Here is a 20,712-nt window from a genome sequence, read left to right as displayed (position 1 = left end):
AAGCAAAGCATTTTGCAAGCTGTAAACTAAGGGTCTGACTCAATAAACAAATTGAGTCAGACCCTTAAATAGTATTACAGCAGAGTTCCTAAGTTAGGCCGAAACCTTACCGGCCGGTATATCCTTTCGTTGAATCTCCTGGTCCGGTTTGACGGCAATCCAGCACACCACGCCAATAATGGAAGAAAACGCAGTTACCAAAATAGCCGCCTGCCAGCCGTAATGCGTAGCTATCCAGGCGGTTGCAACCGGAGCGACGACCCCGCCAATATTACCCCAGAAGTTCATCCAGCCGGAAACGGTACCGCAGAACTTGCCGCCAATATCCATAGAAGCCGCCCATGACGCATTAAAGGTAAATCCCAGAGACCCCAACGATATGGTGAGCCAGAGCACATTTGCACCAGGAGTAGACGCAACTGCAGCCATATACAGGGCTGCTCCGGATAACAGCAGTCCGGCCGATCCGAAAAAGGTGCGTGCCCGGTGCTTCGATACTCCGGCAGCAATAAGCTTATCACTGACAAAGCCTGTAAAAAAGGTGACAAAACACAAAGCCGCCCAGGGGAACGAGGCGGCAAGCCCCATTTTGGCCAGCGAGAACCCTTGGGCTTCCATCAGATAAAGAGGAAGCCAGGCAAGAAAAACATACATAATGTAATCGGTGATAAAATACTGCAACCCGATAGCCCAAAACTGGATGGAAGTGATGAAGCTTTTCCAGGGAGCAATCTCTTTAGCAGCTTTCGGATCGCTAAGGACCATTCCGCTCTCAATATGATCGGCCTCAGCCTTGTTGACAAACGGACTTTGGCGCGGATCATTCTTGGCCAGGCACCACCAAGCCAATGCCAGAACAAAGCCCACTGCCCCGAAAATGATAAATACCGACCGCCAGCCAAAAGCCAGCATCAAGCCAACTGTTATTGCCGGGCCAAACACCGGGCCGACAAAAGCACCGCCCAGCATAAACGACGATGCAGTGGCCTTCTCGGCCCGATTAAACCAACGGTAGATAAAATTATTCATAGCCGGGAAGATGGGCCCTTCCCCGAGTCCAAACAAACCACGAATAACAACAAAGGACGTAAAGCTTGATCCCAAGGCGGTAAGAGCAGTAAAGAGCGACCACCAGCTGACCGCCACGGTTGAGGCTATTCGTTGTCCAAAATATTCCGCCATCATCCCACCCGGAATTTGCATTAATGCATAGCCCAAAAAAAATGCAGTCTGCAAAAAACCTATATCGACTTTAGTAAACCCAAATTCCTGCATTATTGTGGGAGTGGCCACCGATAGATTAACCCGATCCATGTATGACATAAAAGTAATTGAAAAAATGAGTACAGCCATAAACCAACGAAAATTTGTTCTCTTCAAATGATTCACCTCTTTTTAAAATGCCCTTAGTTACTGTAATCCGAAAGTTGATATCACCTCCCGGGAATTGCCGGTTGCTGCTAACTGTGTTATTCGTGTAAACAAGTTAACAACAACCGGCATAATAATGTGTTTTTGCAGGATACCATGTTATATTATTTCTTACATAAATACAAAATCCTGCTAAATTTATATAATTTTGGCAGGATTTATTTGTATTTTTATTAAAAATACACTAATTATAGAGTTAAATTGCATTTATGGAAAAAATACTCTGTGTTGGAAATGCTTGTTATATTTTCTTTCTTGGTTTATTCTATAACCAATACTGAGTTTAATTTACACATACCTGCCTGATACTTTCATAAGGCGACCGTACGCTTTCTTTACGAAGGAGGAATTAGCTATGTTCACTGAATTTCACTTGGGGTATGGGAGCGAAGAAATTAAGATCAGTCTTCCCCAACAGCAAATTTTGCATGTCATTGAAGGCAAACATGCCGAGGCGGTGGCAGATATTCCCGCCGCCGTCAAAGCAGCCCTTGCCAACCCCATCGGTACTCCGCCGCTTAACCAAATTGTTAAAACCGGTGATAAAGTATGTCTCATCGCCAGTGACATCACCCGTGCCTGGGTACGGCACGACCTGTTCCTGCCGCCGCTGCTGGACGAACTTAATGCAGCCGATATACCGGATAGCGATATTACCCTGGTCGTGGCCCTCGGCGCCCATCGTCATCATACTGCAGAGGAAAACATCACCACCTATGGTCAGGAAGTGGTTGAGCGAATTACGATTAAGCAAAGTCATGCTCCTGTTGCCGCGGATTTCGTAAAAATTGGCACCACCAGCCGCGGCGTGGATAGCTACATTTATAAGACGGTGGCCCAGGCTGATAAAGTCATTCTGACCGGCGGTATTGCTTATCACCTGATGGCCGGCTTCGGAGGGGGCCGCAAATCGATTATGCCCGGCATCTCAGGCTATAGCAGCATTCAGGGCAATCACAGCTTCTGCCTGCATGACACGGTGGGGCAAGGCATCAGTCCCCACTGCATTTCCGGCAAACTCAGCGGCAACAATATGCACGAGGACATGACGGAAATGGCGGCGATGCTTGGGCCTGCCTTCCTGCTTAACGCCGTGTTAACACCGGCAGGGAAGTTTGCCGGATTTGTTGCCGGGCACTGGCATGATGCCTGGCTGGAAGGCTGCCGTACGGTGGAAGATATCTTCGGGGTACCCATCACTGCCAAGGCTGATCTCGTCATTGGCTCGGCCGGTGGTTTTCCCAAAGACATTAACCTGTACCAGGGCTCGAAAACCATAGATAATGCCTATATGGCCGTAAAGGAAGGCGGCGTTATCATCCTGCTGCTGGAATGCCGGGACATCAAGGAGCCGCCTGATTTTAGCGGCTGGTTTGATTTTGTGTCCCTGCAGGACCGGGAGCTGCAACTGCGCAAAGGTTTTACTGTTCCCGGTTTTATTGCGCTAAAGTGCGGCTTGATTGCAAAACAGGTATCTCTTATCCTGGTTACCCTGCCCCAAAACAAGGATTTCATTGCCAAGGCCGGGATAATCCCTGCCACCTCCCTGGAGGAAGCCATGGCTATTGCCGAACAGAAGCTGGGCGGCAAAGATTACACAATTACCGTAATGCCCCACGCAGCCAACACCGTACCTGTGTTGAAAGGATAATTACGTAACCGCAAAAGTAACTGCAGGCGAAAGACTGCAGTTACTTTAGTTTTGCGTGTCGGCACAAGGCCCGGCGAGGGCGGCCGTCATGCAACGCTGCGCCGCTGGCGCTTAACCTCCGCTTTTGCACAACGGCCGCCCTCGCCTCGGTGGTTTTTCTTATATCGGCCGTTTCCCAGAATTTAAAATAGGGGGTGACGGCAGGGAATTAGAAATTAATATGGAATAGTATTAAAGATTATCTAACATTTAACCGATTTAAGGAGCATATGTATGCTTATTGAGTTTTTCGCCCGTACAGGGAGAATGGTTATTGGCATTCTGGAAAATGCAGGACAGGTCCTGATTCTGTTAGGTCAGAGTATATACCATTTGCGCGGGTTGAGCACCACGCTGCTTGTGCGGCAGATGGCTCATCTGGGGGCGGATTCGCTGCCTATCGTGTTATTAACCATGCTGTTTACCGGTATGGTTATGACTGTCCAGACAGGTCATGAATTTGTCAAATACGGGGCGCAGTCGTCGGTCGGCGGGCTGGTGGCGGTGGCGATGGGCCGTGAATTGTCGCCGGTCCTGACCGGCGTAGTATTTGCCGGGCGGGTAGGCGCTGCTATCACGGCTGAAATTGGCTCGATGAAGGTAACAGAGCAAATTGACGCCTTGCGGGTTATGGCAGTAAATCCGATAGCGTACCTGGTCGTGCCCAGGATGCTTGCCTGTATGCTTATGCTGCCTGTACTGGTTATCTTTGCCAATGGTATTGGTATCATTGGCAGTTATATAATTGCCACAACCTATACCGGCATTACCTCTTTTACTTTTTTTAATTCCATTAAGGTTTTTGCCGTGCCGCATGACATTACCGGCGGTCTGATCAAAGCCATGTTCTTTGGTGCCATTATTGCCATTATCGGCTGCCACAAAGGCCTGACCACCGCCCAGGGCGCGGAAGGGGTAGGCCGGGCGACAACAGGCTCGGTGGTGCTGTCCATTATTTTGATTTTTATCAGCAATTATTTTTTATCAGTTATACTTTATCGCTAGTAACACTACCAATTGTAGAAATGAGGTGCCGCCGTGATTAAACTTATTAATGTCAATATGAATTTTCGCGGCAAAGAAATACTGAAAGACATTAGCCTGACAATTGAACAAGGGGAAATTATGGTTATTATCGGTCCCAGCGGTTCCGGCAAAAGTACGCTGCTAAGACTTATCATCGGTCTCTTGCAGCCCACTGCCGGTGAGGTTTGGGTTAATGGCCGGGAGATTTCCCATATGAATGAGGATGAGCTTAATAAAATCAGGCTGGAGATGGGGATGGTATTCCAATACTCAGCCCTGTTTGACTCCATGTCGGTGGGGGAGAATGTAGCCTTCGGCCTCAGGCAGCATACCGCCATGCCGGAGGAGGAAATTGCCCGGACGGTGCGGCGCAAGTTGCGCATGGTGGGCCTCAGGGGCCAGGAAAATGCCATGCCGAACGAACTGTCAGGCGGTATGAAAAAACGGGTCAGCTTAGCCCGGGCTATTGCCATTAATCCGCATATTGTGCTGTATGATGAACCCACCGCCGGGCTTGACCCCATCATGTCCAACACGATTGACCGGTTAATTGTCAGCACCAGACGGATGATTGACGCTACTTCGGTTGTTGTTACCCATGATATGGCGAGCGCTTTTAGCATTGCCGACCGGATTGCCATGATTTATGGCGGCGGCATTGTGGAAATTGGCACACCGGCCATGATAAAACAATCGGAAAATCCCATTGTGGCGAAGTTTATCCGGGGAGCCACAGGGATAGCGGAAAATAGAGGGAGGTCCAGAGCGTGAATACCGAAGCCAAAGTGGGAGCGATAACCCTGGCCGGCCTAATGCTGCTGGCCGGGATGATTGTATATTTAACCGGCATAAGTTTTGGCGAAAAGGGATATCCGGTCCAGGCTGTATTTAATCAGGTAAATGGTTTGAAGCCAGGCAATCTGGTGCGTTATGCCGGGGTGGAAATTGGCACAGTTGCCGATGTCCGGGTGCTGCCTGAGGGTGTGTCAGCCCATATTATACTTAACCCTGGCGTGAAAATTCCGGTTGGCTCAAAAATTACCATTGGGTCTGACGGGCTATTGGGGGAAAAGTTCATCAATATTGTACCGCCCCGGGAAGTAAACGGCTTTCTGGCCCCTAATGCGCAGGTATTGGGTGAGAATCCTCAGGGGCTGGATGAGTTGATGGTGTCGGCCAATGAGGTGCTGGCTGAAGTTAAAATCCTGGTGGCAGCCCTTAATGATGTGGTTGGTGATGAAAAAGTCCGGGCGGCGCTTAAGGAAACGGCGTTAAACACCAGGGCTGTTACCGCCAACCTGGAAAGGCTGACAGCCACGTTGGCCGGCATGGCCGAGACTAACCAGGTCGAAGTCGCGGCCATGGTCAGTAATCTCAAGGACATGTCAGTCAGCCTTAATTCTACCGCAGCCCGGGTAGATAAAATGCTTGCCGATGTTGATAACAACGGGCAGACTGCCGAAGATTTGCGGGAAACCATTGCCGCCTTCCGGCAGACCAGCAGTCGGGTGGAAAGAATGGCTGCCGCGTTAGAAGGGGTTGTAACAGACCCGGACACTGCCAGCAATCTTAAGGACACTCTCAAGAATGCCAGAGATGCCACCTCCAAGGCCAACCAAATGCTGACAAAGGTGGCAGAGATTAAAACCGAAGCCAGTGTTGAAGCCATATACAACCCGGACAAGCATGAATACCAAAGCAATGCCAATTTTACTATCAATACTTCGCCCCGTGATTTTGCCGTCATCGGTGTTACGGATATTGGCGAAGCCAATAAAGTAAACTTACAGGTAGGCAAGAGCGGCTCAGGCTTCGACCAGCGGATAGGTCTTATTGAAAGCAAAGCCGGAGTGGGCATGGATGCCAAACTCGGCAGCCAACTGCGCATGTCGCTGGATGTATATGATCCAAATGATGTGCGGGTCAAGCTGCGTACCCAGTATGAGGTGGCGCCAGATACTTTTCTTGTAGGCCAGACCAGCAATATCAACAAAAGCGATGAAAAAACGTCATACTACGGCGTGCGGCGAGCCTTTTAACAGGCATATTCTTCAGGCCATTCCGGCAGCGGAAAAATATTGACACTTTCAAAACTTGGACCTATAATTATATGTGTCTGACTGAGTAGTCAATGCTTTGACAAAAGATATATAGTCAAGGAGGTCATGTAATTCCATGACAACATTCAATTTATCCGGCAACCTGGCTAAGCGTGCCACGGCACTACTTGTCGGCGGCATGCTGGCGACAGCTGCACTTCCGGGCTTTGCCGCGCCGGTAGAGCTTACGCTTGATGAAGCCATCGACATGGCCCTCAAAACCAACCCGTCAATTAAAATGTCTGAATCTGATCTGAAAAAATCCGAATGGGATGTAAAGGGCGCAAAAGCAGCTAAATCACCGTCGGTGAATCTTTCTCACAACTCTATCCGGTCTAAGAGTGCCGAATCGAGTGTGGCGGCCTATAATTCGACGACAGGACAGCTTTTTTCAGTACCCATTCCGTCAAGTATTGGCAACAGATACACCAACAGTGTTGATCTGACCCTGCCTTTATATACTGGCGGCAAGCTGGAAGGCACTATCGAAAAAGCCCAGTTGGGGAATAAATCGGCTGCCTTTGGCCTGGAAAAGACCCGTCAGCAGATTAAACTGGATGCCACTACCGGATATTATGCTATCCTGCAAACCCGCAACCTGGTGAAACTGAGTGAAGAATCGTTAGACCAGCTCAATAGTCACTTGAAAAATGTTGAAGCCCAGTATGCTGCCGGAACGGTAGCCAAAACTGACGTATTGCGTTCAGAAGTGGAAAAAGCCAGTGCGGAACAAAGCCTGATTAGAGCTAAAAATTCCTACGAGCTTGCGGTATCCGGCCTTAATAATATTATCGGCCTGCCGCTTGAGACTGAGATCGCGGTTCAAGAGGATTTGCCATATGAACAATATGATAAGACTTTGGCAGAATGCATTGAAGTTGCCCTTGTCAACCGTCCGGATTTAGCGCAGGTCAGGGCGAGCGTCGCCAGTGCCAAAGCCGATATTAAGGTGGCGAAAAGCGGCAATAAGCCGGTAATAGCGGCTTCTGCTTCCGAACAATGGAGTGACAATGATTTTCCCGGCACCGATAACAATAATTGGACTATCGGTATTAGTGCCAACTACAACCTGTTTGATTCAGGCTTAACCAGATCGCAGGTCAAAGGCGCCGAAGCCGGTCTGGATAAAGCCACCGAGCAGCTGCGCCAGGCACAGGATGCCGCCCAGCTGGAAGTGCGTCAGGCCTATCTTAATATGAAAGAGGCCGAAAAACGCATTGATACCAGTAAGGTGGCTGTAACAAAAGCCGAAGAAGATTTTAAAATTGCCCAGGTGCGTTACAGCGCCGGCGTGGGTACCAACCTTGACGTTATTGACTCACAGGTTGCTCTGACTTCAGCCAAGACTGATTATGTGCAGGCACTGTATGACTATAACACCAGCCGGGCAAAACTCGACAAAGCTATGGGAATAGCAGTAGAATAGCCGGTTTTTTCAAGCAAGAGGATTGCTCTTCCGTTAATAGGAAAAGTAATCCTCTTCTTCGGTTCTGAGTCAAATTCCCAGGAATATCATAGAGGAAGACAACCTCATGACGTCGAATTTTACCGGATAGCCATATGTAGCGTGCTAGCTGTTTGTGCAGGCGTCAAGTACTACCCGCCTGCGCCTGCTGTATTTTTTTAGTGCGGAATATCCAAGGCCAAGGAGGCGTGCCATGCGAACCAAAGCTATTGCTGCAATCCTGATATTGTTTGTGCTGGTCATGGCTGCTTTTGCCTGGTGGTCGGCTCACAGCCCCGCAGTGTTTTCCCGGATTGAAGCAACACTTGCCACCGAACTGACAGCGGCACTGGGGACCCAGGTGGAGGTTGGCCAGCTGCACATAGCCGGACTTTCTTCAGCGGCTGTCGACGGCGTTACCGTATTTGATAAACAAGGCCGGAAACTGGCCGTTATCGAGCAAGTTACGGTAGACTATAATATACTCCGTTTGGCGCGCGGTCAAACTGCAATAAACGCCATCAGTCAAATTACCCTTACCCGGCCGGAAGTGCTGTTGGTGGAAGAATCGGACAGTGTCTGGAATATTGCCTGCCTGGCCCAGGAGAGCAAGCCGGATGATTCGGCTTTTACCGGTAAGATTGTGGTTAAAGAGGCCGCTGTCCGGATTCAAGCCTTGCAGGGAACCTGGGATTTAACCGGTGCCGACGGTCAGCTTATTATTAAAAACGGCCAGTCTATCGATATCAAGCTAAGTGCCAGCCTGGGCGGCTCGCCGGTGACTGCCCGGGGGTTTGTTAACACTGCCCGGAAAAGCCTGTCAGTCACTGTGGCGGCTGATAAGCTTCACCCGGCTGCTTACCAATCGCTGGTACCTGCCAAAGCCGGCCTGGTTTTTACCGATGGTGCTCTGGCGGAGCTGGAAGTAACGGTTGTCAGCAATTCTGCCGGATTAAGCTATGCGGGAGAATTTTTATTAGAGGATTTATCGGTACAGGTACAGGGGGTGCCTGTTGCCGAAACGCGCGGTCGTGTGAGCTTTACTAATAACGCGGTGTACCTGCTTGGTACCAGTGCGCTTATTAACAATCAGCCGGTAGCTGCCCGCGGCAAAATTGCCATAGCCGGTGACCAGCCGGTTTTTGACCTCAGTGTGGAATCAGCTAATTTTGATGTGGCGACAATTAGCTATAACCTGCCTGTTGCCGGCATCATTGCATTTTCCGCCAAACTCACCGGGACGCTGGCCATGCCGGTAGCAACAGCCGAGCTTTCGGCAAAAGAAGCTGTTATTGCCGGTTATCAGCTGCAGGCTGCCAGCGCCAAAGTGAATTTTGCGGATAATCAACTGCAGTTAGAGCAGTTTGCCGCACAAATGCTTGGCGGTCAGGTGCAGGGCCAGGGAACTCTGGACCTGACAAGCCGGCAGTATCAGGTACAGCTGGCTGCCAGCAATCTGGATGCTGCCGAGGCCCAAGACCTCCCTGTTGCCCTTAGCGGCAGAGGGGATATCAGCCTGTCGGTTACCGGTCAGGGAACCGACTGGCAAACCATCAATGGCTTAGTGGCGGTAACTCTGGCTGACGGCCAGCTGGCCGGTGTGCCTTACACCAAAATGACGGCACTTGTTGAGCGGACCGGCAGTCTTACCGAGATTAAACACTATGATCTTATCCTGCCCTCAGGTCTGATAACGGCAGCTGGCGTTATGGAAGATGAACAGCTCAAGCTGGCGATTGAGGGGCAAGGCATAGAACTGGCACAATTACCCTTTGCTATAAAAGATATTCACTTTGCCGGAACAGCCGGCTTCCAGGGCCAGCTGACAGGCACGCTGACCCAGCCGCAGCTTGCGCTCACGTTTGACGCCGACGGTCTCAGCCTGAATCAGGAACCCTGGGGCCAGGCCCGTGGGCTCATTACGGCTTCGCCGGACAGGGTGGCCTTTGAAAAAGTTATCCTTACCAATGGTGCTGCCCTGCATGATTTTTCCGGAACAATAACTTTTGCCGGAATTCAGCCGGAATGTAACCTTACCCTCACAACCCATGCTGCCAGGGCGGAAACCTTTGTCCGCCCGCTAATTCCCAAACTCGCGTTAACAGGTAATATTGAGCATGAACTGACAATACGCGGTCCCTTGGTTAATCCGGCCGTGAGCGGCAGGGTGAAATTATCGGAAGGCAGTCTGGCAGGGTATCTTATTGGCAAGGCTGAAGGCACCTACCAATGGCAGAACGGTCTGATAACCGTGAACCAGCTGGATATAGATTCGTTTACTGCTAAAATCAGGCTATCAGGAACGGTAACCGCCGATGAAAGCATGGACTTTGCCGTAGCGGCCGAGAATATCGATATTACCAGGCTAAAAGCAGAATATCCTTATCCGGTATCAGGTATAGCCAGTCTGAACGGTAAGGTGACAGGCAAGGTAACAAGCCCGGAGGTTACCGGTCAATTGAGAGCAAGCGGCGTCTTGCTTAATGGTCAGGCAGTCAGCGATATGTATGCCAGTTTCAGTTACGCTGACGGTCAGGCCGATATCCGGGAATTGCGATTTTCCCAAGGCCAGGGGCACTATGTTTTCGGCGGCGGAGTTAACTTTAAAACTGCGGAAATTGACGGCCTGCTCCGCGCTGAAGGCGGTGAACTCGTCAGTATTATGACCATTGCCAACATGCCGGACCGCGGTATTCGCGGCAGGCTGAGCGGTGAGATTGCCGTAAACGGTAATATGCATAATCCCAACATCCTGCTGCGCGGCGCCATCTATGACGGCAAAATAAAAAATTACCCGCTTGATACCATTGACATTGACGTCGAAATGGAAAATAAAATTATTACAGTCAATACCTTCACGGCTAAACAGGGAGCCGACGGCTTGCTGGTTGTTAAAGGCAAGGCGGATTTAAACGGTGAGATTGAAGTGGAAGCAGGCGGACGATCCATTGATATCGGCATTTTGACGGCGCTCTTTGATACCACGGTTGAAACCAAAGGGCAGTTTAGTTTTAATGCGCAAGCCACCGGCCGGACCCAGAACCCGAATGTTGCGGTATCGCTGGAAGTACAAAACGGCAGTGTGGCCCACACGGAATTTGACAATCTGTACGGGTTGTTGGTTTTCGACAAAGGCAGCATTCATGTTAACCAGTTGTATGTGGCCCGTGGACCGTACAAAGCAAGTGCCTATGGCGTTGTGCCGCTGCGGGCGCTGAACAGTCAGGGCCGCAGTCAGGCCGATATTACCGACACCATGGACCTTATCTTACGCCTGGACAATGCCGATTTGAGCATATTGCCGCTGCTGACCAAGGAAGTGGCCTGGGCAGCCGGACCGACAACAGGCGAGCTGGCTGTCGGCGGCACACTGGCCCAGCCTACGCTTGACGGCAAGGTGACGGTGGCTAATGGCAAAATAAAACTTAAGTCACTTTCCGACCCGATAGAAAATGTGGGGGTTGATATTCAGTTTAAAGGTGATACAATAAATATAAATGCCTTTGACGGGAACATGGGGGGCGGTTCTTACTCCATGAATGGGTCGGCCAGACTGAACGGCCTGGGATTGGACCAGTATGATATCATGCTTACCCTGGACCGGCTGGGTGTAAAACACAACTATTTTTCCGGTCCTATTGACGGCGTTTTTACATTAACCAGCCAGAATAACAGACCTCATATTTATGGCCGGCTGACAGTTGACAATGCCACTGTCAATATTCCGGCAGTGCCTGACGGTGAGGCGATTGCCTTTAACGCCGGTCTGGATGTGGAAGTTACTGTCGGCAATAAGGTCCGGCTGTATAATCCCTACCTGTATGATTTCATGGCCGAAGGGAAGGTTAAATTTGCCGGAACCCTGCAGCGGCCTTCGGCTTCAGGACGAATTGAAGCAAGGCGGGGTACGGTCAGATATTTAACCAACCGGTTTAACATTATCAGCGGCAGTGCCGACTTCATCCAGTTCCGTTCCATTGAGCCGGTAATCAGGCTGCAAGCCCAAACCAGGCTTTCGCGTACAACCATTAACCTGGGAATTAACGGCCCGGTTTCCGCCATGGATCTTAAACTGACCGCCGAACCGGCTATGAGCCAGGAGGAAATCCTGTCACTCTTAACTTTGCGCGGCAGCTATTTTTCCAAGACCGATTCGGGAGCCTCTGACAGCACTTTAGGACGCGATGAGCTTGTCAGCCTGCTGGATGCAGGCCTCCAGCTGCGGTTTATTGCCGAGGTGGAAAGCGTCCTGCAGGAAACGCTGGGGGTTGACGAATTGCGGCTGGTACGGTCGTCGCTGTTTGACTATGGCGGCAGACGCTCGCGCCGGAATGACTCTGACAGCCAGTTAGAGGGCTATAATATTGAAGTAGGTAAATATCTTACCGATAAATTTTTAATCAGTTATAGTATGGGTCTTGATCAGGATAATAACAACAGCTTCGGTTTCCGTTATGATTTGACCAGAAATATTGGCATCGGCGGCAGCTTTGGCAGCGATTCGAAGAACAATCTGCTTACTGTTGAGACCAGGTTTACTTTCTGATGACATAAAGGATTGATAACATGTTACTCAGCGAATACTTGACTGAACTGAAAAAAGTCCGCACACTGACGCCGGACGAAGAACTGGCGTTATGGCAGGGGTACAAAGCAGGTGGCGATTTGGCTTGCCGTCGCCGCCTGATAGAAAGTTACCAGCCGTTGGTTTTCAAAACCGCCATGCGCTGGCGCCTGCCTGAGGCCGTTATCCTGGACCTGATTCAGGAAGGAACGGTCGGACTGATCGAAGCTGTGGAGAACTATGACCATACCCGAGGCATTGCCTTCAGCTTATTTGCCGTACACCGTATCAGGGGGCGGATGCTGAATCATTTAAGCCGCGAAGACGACAGCCTGCTGCATATTGACGGTGTGATGGCGACTGAGGGCAGACAGGTATCAATTGCCGACTCGCTGGTTGATGCGCAGGCGGAAGTAGCGGCGCAAGCTGAGCAAAACTACCTGGTGGAAGAATTGCGGCTGGCTATGGGACGCCTGCCTGCCAAGGAGCAGCAGGTGTTAAGCGGTGTTTATCTTGACAATTGTGAACCGAAAGATTTGGCCGCCAGCATGGAATTAAGCGTGTCCCATATTTATCGCCTGCAGAAGCAGGGAATTCGCCGGCTTAGGGGGATGCTGTCCAAACTGATGGGCAACTGGTAGGAAACGGGCGATAAACGCCCGTTTCCGGGTATTACGGCAGCGTGTTTTACACAAACGCGCCGTAACAATGAAATAGCGAGAAAACTAGTCAAAATACCATGAAATAGTTACACTCAGCGGGCTAAACGCAAAATTTGCCCGTTTTTAAGTATTTGTCACTAACCAGAATCTGGCCTCTTCCCAGGAGTATAATTAGTGTTTATAATAGGGGATGGTGGATGTGACGGATTGTAAACAAAATATCAATAAACATTTAACCTCAGCGCAGCAGTGGCTTTCAGAGGCCGAAGAGGCCTTTGAGAAAGACAGCGATATTCGTGGTGAGCTCAACTTGTTTTTAGCTCAGGCTGAACTTACCCGGGCGAAAGAGACAAACCGTTCGCAGCATTGGCGGCATCGTTATTCTGTTTTCCGGCATAGCATAGCTATTGGCCTTGCCTTTGTTATTGCTGCCGGCGGGATGACTGCCAGCTATTTGTGGGCAACAGGCTCTCATGGAGCTAAACCGCCGCTTACCACTGACACGCCGGCCCCGGTATACCAGACCAGAGCCAGTCAAGTCGATGAATTTTCCGGGGTAATGACAACAACATCATCACCACAGACAGTCGTACCTGAATCCAATGCCTATAAGGCTGTAGCCGAAAAAGACCGAACAACTGCCTCACCGCAGTTGTCTGCGCCGCCGGCAGCGGATAAACAATCTCACCCATCGACTAAACCTCAGCAGGAGCAAGCATTGCCTTTGACGCCTGACGAGGTTGACAACCTTATTCGTTTAGCCGGGAAATCTTTGCGTGGACAATGAAATTACAGAGGAGGTAATGCATGAAGATTCTTAACAAGTCTAAAATATTTATTGCTGCAGCGATTGTGCTAAGCATGGCTGTTAGTTTAGTCTTGCCTGTTAATGCAGCAGACATTGAAGGCAAGACGGCTACAGCGGTAACAGTGACAGGCAATCATCAGGTTGCCGAAAGTACGATTCTGGGTGTGGTGACAATCCGGCCGGGCGATGCTTTGACGGCTGAGAAAGTAAAACAGGACATGCAGGCAATCTATGATTTAGGTTACTTTTTTGATGTTGTTGCCAATTTCAGCGAAGTGCCTGAAGGTGTCAAAGTCATTTACACCGTTATGGAAAACCCGAAATTAACCGACATTGTCGTTAAAGGCAATAGCAAGGTATCTACCGATAAGATTAAAGAAATGGTGACAACAGGCAAAGACGGCGTTTTAAATACCAGAACCCTTAACGCTAATGTCCGCTCGATAGAGTCGTACTATCACGACCAGGGCTATATTTTAGCTAAAGTAAGTGATGTAGCTATGTCGCCGGGCGGGGAACTGACCCTGACAATCAGTGAAGGCGTACTGGAAGGCATTGTGGTCAAAGGCAACGAAAAGACCAAGGAACAAGTTATTACCCGTGAGATGAAACTTAAGCCAGGTGAGCCTTTCAACGTAAAGGACGCCCGTCGCAGTATGCAAAAAGTGTACAACCTGGGTCATTTTGAAGATGTCAATATGAAGCTCAATCCCGGCAAAGAGCCGAATGCGGTTGTGCTTGAGGCCAGTGTTGTTGAACAAAAGACAGGCACCTTCTCCATTGGCGGCGGTTACAGCAAAGCCGACGGTATGGTTGGCATTATCGAACTGGGTGACAACAACTTTAGAGGCACCGGCGACAGAGTCAAATTGCACTGGGAATTTGGCGGTGCCGACGACACCAACTATGAGGTAAGCTATACCCGTCCCTGGCTGGACAGCAAGCAAACCTCGCTGAGCTTCAGCTACTATGATATGACCAATGAATATGACGATTATGATACCGATGGTCATTTGGAATCAAGCTATGATAAAAAACGGAAAGGCTTTGATATTACGCTTGGCCGTCCGCATGGCGAATATATTCACAACTATATTACTTTCAAAAACCGTAAAGACACGCATGTTGAATATGTTGAAGGTCCTTACGATTACTCCAAAGGCCAGCCATATGAAGGCTATCTGGAAGATAACTTTGGCCTGACCCGCAGTATTACGCTGATGCGCGTGTTTGATTCCCGGGATAATGTGTTTAATCCTACCGAAGGAGCCCGTTATTCCCTGTCAGCCGAATTTGCCGGCGGCTCGCTTGGCGGTGACTTTAACTTTAACAAATATACCGCCGAAGGCCGCCAATACCACAAGGTTGGCCGTGATCATGTAATTGCCACCCGGCTTACTGCCGGTTATGCCGATGGCAGCATGCCGGAAAATGGCAAGTTTTCTGTCGGTGGTTCCGATACGCTGCGCGGTTACAAGGACGACCAGTTTGAAGGCGATAAAATGCTGGCCGCTACGGCAGAATACCGGTTCCCGGTTGTTAGCAAAGTGCAAGGCGTTGTTTTCACCGATATCGCTAACGCCTGGGAAGGCGGGAGCTACAAACTAGATGACCTTAACTACAGTGTGGGTGTAGGTCTCCGTTTGACCACACCAATAGGCCCTGTCCGCATTGATTATGCTCAAGGCGAGCAGGGTGGTCGTACCCACTTCAGTTTCGGCGGCCAGTTCTAAACAGCAGTAACTAATGAGTCAGGCCGCCGGCCTGACTCATTTAGTAGGAGGTGTGCATCATTAGCATCATGCATCCACGCCGGTTGATAGTTCTCAGCCTGCTTGGCCTGCTGCTGGCCTTGTGGTCCGGTACCGGCAGTGCCGCAGGCCCAACGGTGGATAACATTGCGGTGACTATTACGGCTGCTGAGCCGCCGCCGGACAAGGTTGCCAAACGGATGACGGCAAGTATCACGGCTGTCGGGGAAGAAATGCTTGCCGGACGAACGGTTGCCGATGTGGAAACAAACCAGGCCAATTATGAAAAACTTGTCCGGGAGATTTTCGACAGGGTGCTTGTCGGCTACAGCGTCGAACAGGCGGTCATTACACCGGGAACTACCACCCGGATAGCAGTGGTGCTGGAACCCTGGGGCGAGGTGGTGCGCAGCGTTTCCCTTGAGCTTGACAGTGGCGGTTTATCGCCGGAAGTAATGAACTTGATTAACCGGGATATTGAGCAGCTGGAGGAGCAGGTAGGCGATGTCTTAATTGGCTTGCCGGTTGACTCGGTAGCCTGGGCAGGCGGAGTATCCAAGGTCGTTATCCGCGATTTATTAGCAAACCAGCTGCCGGAATTTCGCAGCAATCTGGAGATTACTGCCGGGCAGGAGACTCACATCAAACTATCACTGATTCCCAGCGGTCCGGTTGTTGATACGGTTCAGCTTTCCTTACGCTCCCGTACTATCCCCAACCTGCTGCTGGCCGAGGCCGGTACGGCTGTCCGCGAAGCGGCGGGTATGATGCGCGGTTTACCGGTAGCCTTTGTGGAACGGCATCAAAAATATTTTGCCGGAGTGGTGCAAAGTGCGGCAGCCAAGCAATCGCTGGTCAGCAGGTATGGAATAACTCTGACGCCGGTCGTTGAGCCCGGTGTCGTCACCGAAGTAACTCTCAATGCCGAGACTGACAAATACCGGTTGACGCTGGAAGGCAATCTGGATGTGGGACGCGAGGACGACACTACTTCCGCGAAATTACATTTTGGTAAATATACAGGCAGCCGGGATGAAGTCTTTTTGGAGATCAAAGTTATTGCCGATAATCTGGAATGGGACTTTGAGCCAGGCTGGGGTCATAAATTTACCGAAACTACTTTTGCCGGTTTAAAATATAATGTCTCAGACCACCATAGCACCTTATGGCTTAACCACTACATCGGCAGCGACTGGATGCTCCGGCTTGAGGATACGCCGAAGCTAGATTACTATGAAGTTGGGGTCAGATATAAGCTGCATGAATTCCTCAGTGCCGAGTATGTTTTCACCGAAAAAGAGAATTGGCTGAGATTGACCGCCAATTTGTAAGACTTGCTGAATAAGGTGCTTCCTGATATAATTGGAGGGTAGAGGAGAAATTTTATTGCCAGAGGGCAGGAAAGAAGGGTAAAGAATGTTTAAAGATAAGAAGGTTGCAAAAATGGTTGCCGTTGCTGTAGTGGCGGTATTTCTACTGGGAATATTTGGACTGGCGATATCGCAAAGCGCTACAGGTTATGCTGCTTCGGCCGGTACCTCATCCAATATTGGCAAGGTAAACCGGGCGCTAGTGCTGCAACAGCTGCCTGACCTGACCCAAGCCAGAGAAACCCTGGATGCTGAACTAGCACAAGCACAAAAAGACTTTGATGCCAAGACAGCCAATATGTCGGCTAAAGAAAAACAAGATTACTATAATCAAACCATGCAACGCCTTCAATTGAAGGAACAAGAGCTGCTGGCGCCCATTCATGACAAAATAGATGCCGCTATTAAATCGGTTGCCGATGCGAAGGGTGTTGCCGTGGTCTTTGATGTTAATAATGTAGTTTATGGTGGTCAGGATCTGACTGCCGATGTTGTGAAAAAACTTACCGGAAAATAATTGCAATCATTGAGCCGAGCCGCTTTAGCCTGCGCTCGGCTCAAACCTTAACTAGAGAGGGTGATTTGGTGTTTACTTCTCAATTGACACCAGTAAGGTTTCTTGCAGTTCTGCTGCTTAGCACTGTCCTGCTGGCAGGCTGCTCCCGTTCAACACCTGAAACCAAACCGCCCGAAGCACCGCAGCTGGGTGTTATCAGCGTGGATAAAGCCGTTCAGTCTCATCCCAAATACCAGGAATGGCAAAATAATAAACAGCAGGCGGCCACCATAAAAGAGCAGCTGGCTGCTACGGCAGGTAAAGGTATTGCTCAGTCACAAGCGGCCATAAATTTACCCGGCAATATGGCAGCCAGCATACAATCAGCTGTCGAGCAGGAATTCAAGGTAAAAATTGCCGCAAAACAGCAAGAGCTGCAGGCGCGGCTGCTGGAGCAGGCCGGGAAAAAGCGCCAGGAGCTTTCCGCACAGCTTGAGGCTTACGCCGGCGAACTGAACCAGCAATATCAGCCACAGCTTTTTAACCTGCAGCTAAAGTTGCAGACTGTGCGTATGGACGAACAGCAGGCAACTGCGCTTAAACAGGAAATAAATGCCGTAAAAGCGGAGCAGGCTGCTAAACTGTCGGCAAAAGAACAGGAGATGGCTCAGCAAATGGAGGCGGCGCTGGCTCCGGAAAAAGCGGCTATGGAACAGGAACTGGCTGCTTATGCCGCCCAGCTTAACCGTGAGCTTGATAATAAACTGTCGGCTCAAACGGCTGAATTGTCGGCAAAACTGACCCAGCCGGCAGCCGCGCCATCTGCCGCGGACAGCAGCTTACAGCAGCAGCTTGGCATGAAACAGCAGGAAATTAAGGTTCTTGAAGAATTTATCCTGAACGATATCCGGGATAAAACGGCAAAAATAGCTGTTGAACGCGGCCTGGAGGCTGTTCTGACAGGACAGCAGGTCAATGTTCGGGCGGTAGACCTGACAGATGCCGTGATTGACGCGATTAAGAAATAATTTGCCTGCATATACTATGAGCAATATGAGATGCCTATGAGCACAGGGAGAGCTTGTGCTCATAGAGCTTCCTAAGGAGGATTGTCTGATGAACAAACAGATTAAAATGGCATTAGTACTGGTACTCATCTTTGTTGGTGCTCTGGCACTGGCCGGCTGCAGCAGCAGCCAGGGAAATATTGGCGTTCTTGATGTCAACAAGGTTATGTCTGACAGCCCGAAAATTAAACAATTTCAAGAACAGCTGAATACCAAAGGCAAAGAATTGAGCGATCAACTGGAAAAAGATAAAGCAGGCCTTAGTGCCGAGGAATTCCAAAAACGTCAGGAAGCGGCTTATGGCGATTTCCTGAAGGTAAAGCAAGACCTGGAAAACCAAATTGACGCCAGCATCAAACAGGCAGTTGAGCAAGTAAGCACCGAGAAAAAGCTCAGTGTTGTGCTCTACAAAAACAGTGTAGCGCAAGGCGGCACCGATATCACTGATGCTGTAATCGGCAAAATGCAATAAGCGGGAGGCAGCTTGTGTGAAAAAGACGTTAGTTGAGATTGCCGCCCTGATTCATGGTACGGCTACCCATACTGCCGGCATAGAAATTACCGGCGTCACCAATATTGATGACGCCGGTCCGGGTGATATTACTTTTGCAGTGCCGCCGCACCTTGACAAAGCAGGAAAATGTGCGGCGGCTGCCGTAATCATTCCTGATACCATTGAAACCTTTCCCAAACCGGCCATCCGGGTGGCTAACCCCCGGATGGCCTTTACCACGCTGCTGAGCCTGTTTACCCCTAAGCCTGATGTGCCGCCGGGTATTCACCCGGCAGCAGTGGTAAGCGCTACCGCAAGGCTGGGTGCCAATGTGAGCATTATGGCCCATGCTGTCATTGATGAATATGCTGAAATCGGTGATAATACTATCATTTATCCGCACACCTATGTTGGGCGTGAAGCTACTATCGGCAGTCATTCACTCATTTATCCCAATGTTACCGTCAGAGAAAACTGTCATATCGGCGACCGGGTGATTATTCAGAGCGGTGCGGTAATTGGCAGTGACGGTTTTGGTTTTGTTACCATTGACGGCAGACACCAAAAAGTACCGCAGGTGGGCAATGTCATTATTGAAAATGACGTCGAAATCGGTGCCAATACCTGTCTGGACCGGGCTACTACCGGCAGTACGATTGTCAAGCAAGGCACCAAAATCGACAATCTAGTGCACCTGGCACACAATGTGGTTGTTGGCGAAAATTGCTTCTTTGTAGCGCAGACCGGTATTGCCGGCAGTGCCAAAATCGGCAATAATGTAACCTTTGCCGGCCAGGCAGGCAGTGCCGGGCATTTGACCATCGGTGACAACTGCGTGTTTGCCGCCAGGTCGGCACCCATTAACGACATCCCCGCCAACTCCTTTTATGCCGGTTTTCCTGCCCGTCCTCATAAAGAATGGCTGCGTTCTGAAGCCGCTATCGGCAGGCTGCCTGACCTCATCAAAAAAATCCGTGAGCTTGAGCAGCGGCTGGCTGATATAGAAAAGAAATAAGATAACGAGGTATCGCAAGATACCTCGTTATCTTATGGCATCTGCCCACAAATTGGTGCAAGGGCTTTAGCAGGATTTTTGTTCAGGGCGGGGAATTATTATATATTTGTAGCCCATTATTCATTATACAAGGAAAAGTAAGGAGAAAAATCATGAAAAAAACTATTCTCGCAGCGGCTGTTGTACTATTGGCCGCAGCTCCTGCATATGCCGCACCATCCGTTAACGGTTCAACAGGCCTGATCAACACTCCGACCGCCGATGTTCTGCAAGAGGGACAGTTTTCACTTGGCTATTATCATTTAAAAGAAGGCGGCGTTGGCGCCCTTAACCTCAATCTGGCAAAAAATCTGGAACTGGGTGTGGCCGGCTTCCGTTATGACAGTGATGTGAGCAAAGATAACGAGACGCTGGTTAATTTCAAGTACAGTCTGTTATCTGAGACGGTACTGACTCCCGGCCTGGCTGTCGGTGTGGAAGATATCGGCAATGATGCTAAACGCACTCACTATGCTGCGGCCAGCAAAGCCCTGCCTTTTGGCTTCCGGCTTCATGCAGGTGTTGGTGACGGACGCTATGACGGCGTATTTGCCGCTATTGAAAAGACCATCAGCCCGATCGGTGCGGTTACAGGCAACAACATCTTTCCGGCTACGACCCTGATTGCCGAGTGGGATGGTGACCGCATGAACTATGGTGCACGGATGGCCATTGTTCCCGGTCTGAAAATCGATGCCGGCTGGCGCCACAGCGAAACCTACATTGGCTTAAGCTACACCTACTAGGAGCAGCGCCG

General features: G+C 50.1%; 16 protein-coding genes. 15 read left to right on the top strand and 1 reads right to left on the bottom strand.

The genetic code is table 11. The annotated features are described in order from the left end of the window. Positions 1-93 precede the first annotated feature (93 nt). Positions 94-1,380 carry an MFS transporter gene (locus SPSPH_RS16655; RefSeq protein ID WP_233139145.1) on the bottom strand — a complete coding sequence of 429 codons (1,287 nt, stop codon included), beginning with the start codon at positions 1,378-1,380 and terminating at the stop codon, positions 94-96. Between the two features lie 406 nt (positions 1,381-1,786). On the opposite strand from SPSPH_RS16655, the gene larA reads away from it, so the two are divergent. From larA to SPSPH_RS16580, 15 genes are all read left to right on the top strand, one after another. Continuing rightward, the gene (larA, locus tag SPSPH_RS16650) at positions 1,787-3,082 is read left to right on the top strand and encodes a nickel-dependent lactate racemase (protein ID WP_075757124.1); all 1,296 of its coding nucleotides are present in this window, start codon (positions 1,787-1,789) and stop codon (positions 3,080-3,082) included. Between the two features lie 273 nt (positions 3,083-3,355). Continuing rightward, entirely contained in the window at positions 3,356-4,126 is a 771-nt protein-coding gene (locus tag SPSPH_RS16645) for an MlaE family ABC transporter permease (RefSeq protein ID WP_075757125.1), read from the top strand. Between the two features lie 33 nt (positions 4,127-4,159). After that, a complete protein-coding gene (locus tag SPSPH_RS16640; RefSeq protein ID WP_075757126.1) occupies positions 4,160-4,918 on the top strand; it encodes an ABC transporter ATP-binding protein in 759 nt (252 codons plus the stop codon). Beyond that, on the top strand, positions 4,915-6,186 hold the full coding sequence (locus SPSPH_RS16635; protein ID WP_233139146.1) for an MlaD family protein: 1,272 nt from the start codon (positions 4,915-4,917) through the stop codon (positions 6,184-6,186). Before SPSPH_RS16640 ends, SPSPH_RS16635 begins: the two co-directional genes overlap by 4 nt. A 136-nt stretch (positions 6,187-6,322) precedes the next feature. After that, positions 6,323-7,672 (top strand): TolC family protein, encoded by a 1,350-nt coding sequence (locus tag SPSPH_RS16630; RefSeq protein WP_075757127.1) that lies wholly within the window; start codon positions 6,323-6,325, stop codon positions 7,670-7,672. Positions 7,673-7,904: 232 nt separating this feature from the next. Next, positions 7,905-12,236 carry a translocation/assembly module TamB domain-containing protein gene (locus SPSPH_RS16625; protein WP_075757128.1) on the top strand — a complete coding sequence of 1,444 codons (4,332 nt, stop codon included), beginning with the start codon at positions 7,905-7,907 and terminating at the stop codon, positions 12,234-12,236. A 20-nt stretch (positions 12,237-12,256) separates the two neighbouring features. Continuing rightward, on the top strand, positions 12,257-12,895 hold the full coding sequence (locus SPSPH_RS16620) for a sigma-70 family RNA polymerase sigma factor (protein WP_075757129.1): 639 nt from the start codon (positions 12,257-12,259) through the stop codon (positions 12,893-12,895). Between the two features lie 220 nt (positions 12,896-13,115). Then, positions 13,116-13,703, top strand: a complete 588-nt coding sequence (locus SPSPH_RS16615) for a hypothetical protein (RefSeq protein ID WP_143559018.1) — start codon at positions 13,116-13,118, stop codon at positions 13,701-13,703. 20 nt (positions 13,704-13,723) lie between these two features. Continuing rightward, positions 13,724-15,457, top strand: coding sequence for a BamA/OMP85 family outer membrane protein (locus tag SPSPH_RS16610; RefSeq protein ID WP_075757131.1), 1,734 nt, complete (start codon positions 13,724-13,726; stop codon positions 15,455-15,457). A gap of 68 nt (positions 15,458-15,525) precedes the next feature. Continuing rightward, complete coding sequence (locus SPSPH_RS16605; RefSeq protein ID WP_233139149.1) at positions 15,526-16,806, top strand: hypothetical protein; 1,281 nt, start codon at positions 15,526-15,528, stop codon at positions 16,804-16,806. 85 nt (positions 16,807-16,891) lie between these two features. Next, complete coding sequence (locus tag SPSPH_RS16600) at positions 16,892-17,362, top strand: OmpH family outer membrane protein (protein WP_075757132.1); 471 nt, start codon at positions 16,892-16,894, stop codon at positions 17,360-17,362. A 68-nt stretch (positions 17,363-17,430) separates the two neighbouring features. After that, positions 17,431-18,369 (top strand): hypothetical protein, encoded by a 939-nt coding sequence (locus tag SPSPH_RS16595; RefSeq protein WP_075757133.1) that lies wholly within the window; start codon positions 17,431-17,433, stop codon positions 18,367-18,369. A gap of 88 nt (positions 18,370-18,457) precedes the next feature. Next, positions 18,458-18,880 (top strand): OmpH family outer membrane protein, encoded by a 423-nt coding sequence (locus SPSPH_RS16590; RefSeq protein ID WP_075757134.1) that lies wholly within the window; start codon positions 18,458-18,460, stop codon positions 18,878-18,880. Between the two features lie 16 nt (positions 18,881-18,896). Beyond that, positions 18,897-19,916 carry a UDP-3-O-(3-hydroxymyristoyl)glucosamine N-acyltransferase gene (lpxD, locus tag SPSPH_RS16585; protein WP_075757135.1) on the top strand — a complete coding sequence of 340 codons (1,020 nt, stop codon included), beginning with the start codon at positions 18,897-18,899 and terminating at the stop codon, positions 19,914-19,916. 152 nt (positions 19,917-20,068) lie between these two features. After that, on the top strand, positions 20,069-20,701 hold the full coding sequence (locus SPSPH_RS16580) for a YjbH domain-containing protein (RefSeq protein ID WP_075757136.1): 633 nt from the start codon (positions 20,069-20,071) through the stop codon (positions 20,699-20,701). The last annotated feature ends 11 nt before the right edge of the window (positions 20,702-20,712 follow it).

Source organism: Sporomusa sphaeroides DSM 2875 (assembly GCF_001941975.2).
Lineage (GTDB): Bacteria > Bacillota > Negativicutes > Sporomusales > Sporomusaceae > Sporomusa > Sporomusa sphaeroides.
This window is presented reverse-complemented; position numbering and strand designations above follow the sequence as displayed.

Bases quoted from the DNA above. Each gene is read 5' to 3' on its own strand.
- SPSPH_RS16630 (WP_075757127.1), top strand. From the start codon at position 6,323: ATGACAACATTCAATTTATCCGGCAACCTGGCTAAGCGTGCCACGGCA.
- SPSPH_RS16600 (WP_075757132.1), top strand. From the start codon at position 16,892: ATGTTTAAAGATAAGAAGGTTGCAAAAATGGTTGCCGTTGCTGTAGTG.
- SPSPH_RS16590 (WP_075757134.1), top strand. From the start codon at position 18,458: ATGAACAAACAGATTAAAATGGCATTAGTACTGGTACTCATCTTTGTT.
- SPSPH_RS16605 (WP_233139149.1), top strand. From the start codon at position 15,526: ATGCATCCACGCCGGTTGATAGTTCTCAGCCTGCTTGGCCTGCTGCTG.
- SPSPH_RS16620 (WP_075757129.1), top strand. From the start codon at position 12,257: ATGTTACTCAGCGAATACTTGACTGAACTGAAAAAAGTCCGCACACTG.
- SPSPH_RS16580 (WP_075757136.1), top strand. From the start codon at position 20,069: ATGAAAAAAACTATTCTCGCAGCGGCTGTTGTACTATTGGCCGCAGCT.
- SPSPH_RS16610 (WP_075757131.1), top strand. From the start codon at position 13,724: ATGAAGATTCTTAACAAGTCTAAAATATTTATTGCTGCAGCGATTGTG.
- larA (WP_075757124.1), top strand. From the start codon at position 1,787: ATGTTCACTGAATTTCACTTGGGGTATGGGAGCGAAGAAATTAAGATC.
- SPSPH_RS16645 (WP_075757125.1), top strand. From the start codon at position 3,356: ATGCTTATTGAGTTTTTCGCCCGTACAGGGAGAATGGTTATTGGCATT.
- SPSPH_RS16625 (WP_075757128.1), top strand. From the start codon at position 7,905: ATGCGAACCAAAGCTATTGCTGCAATCCTGATATTGTTTGTGCTGGTC.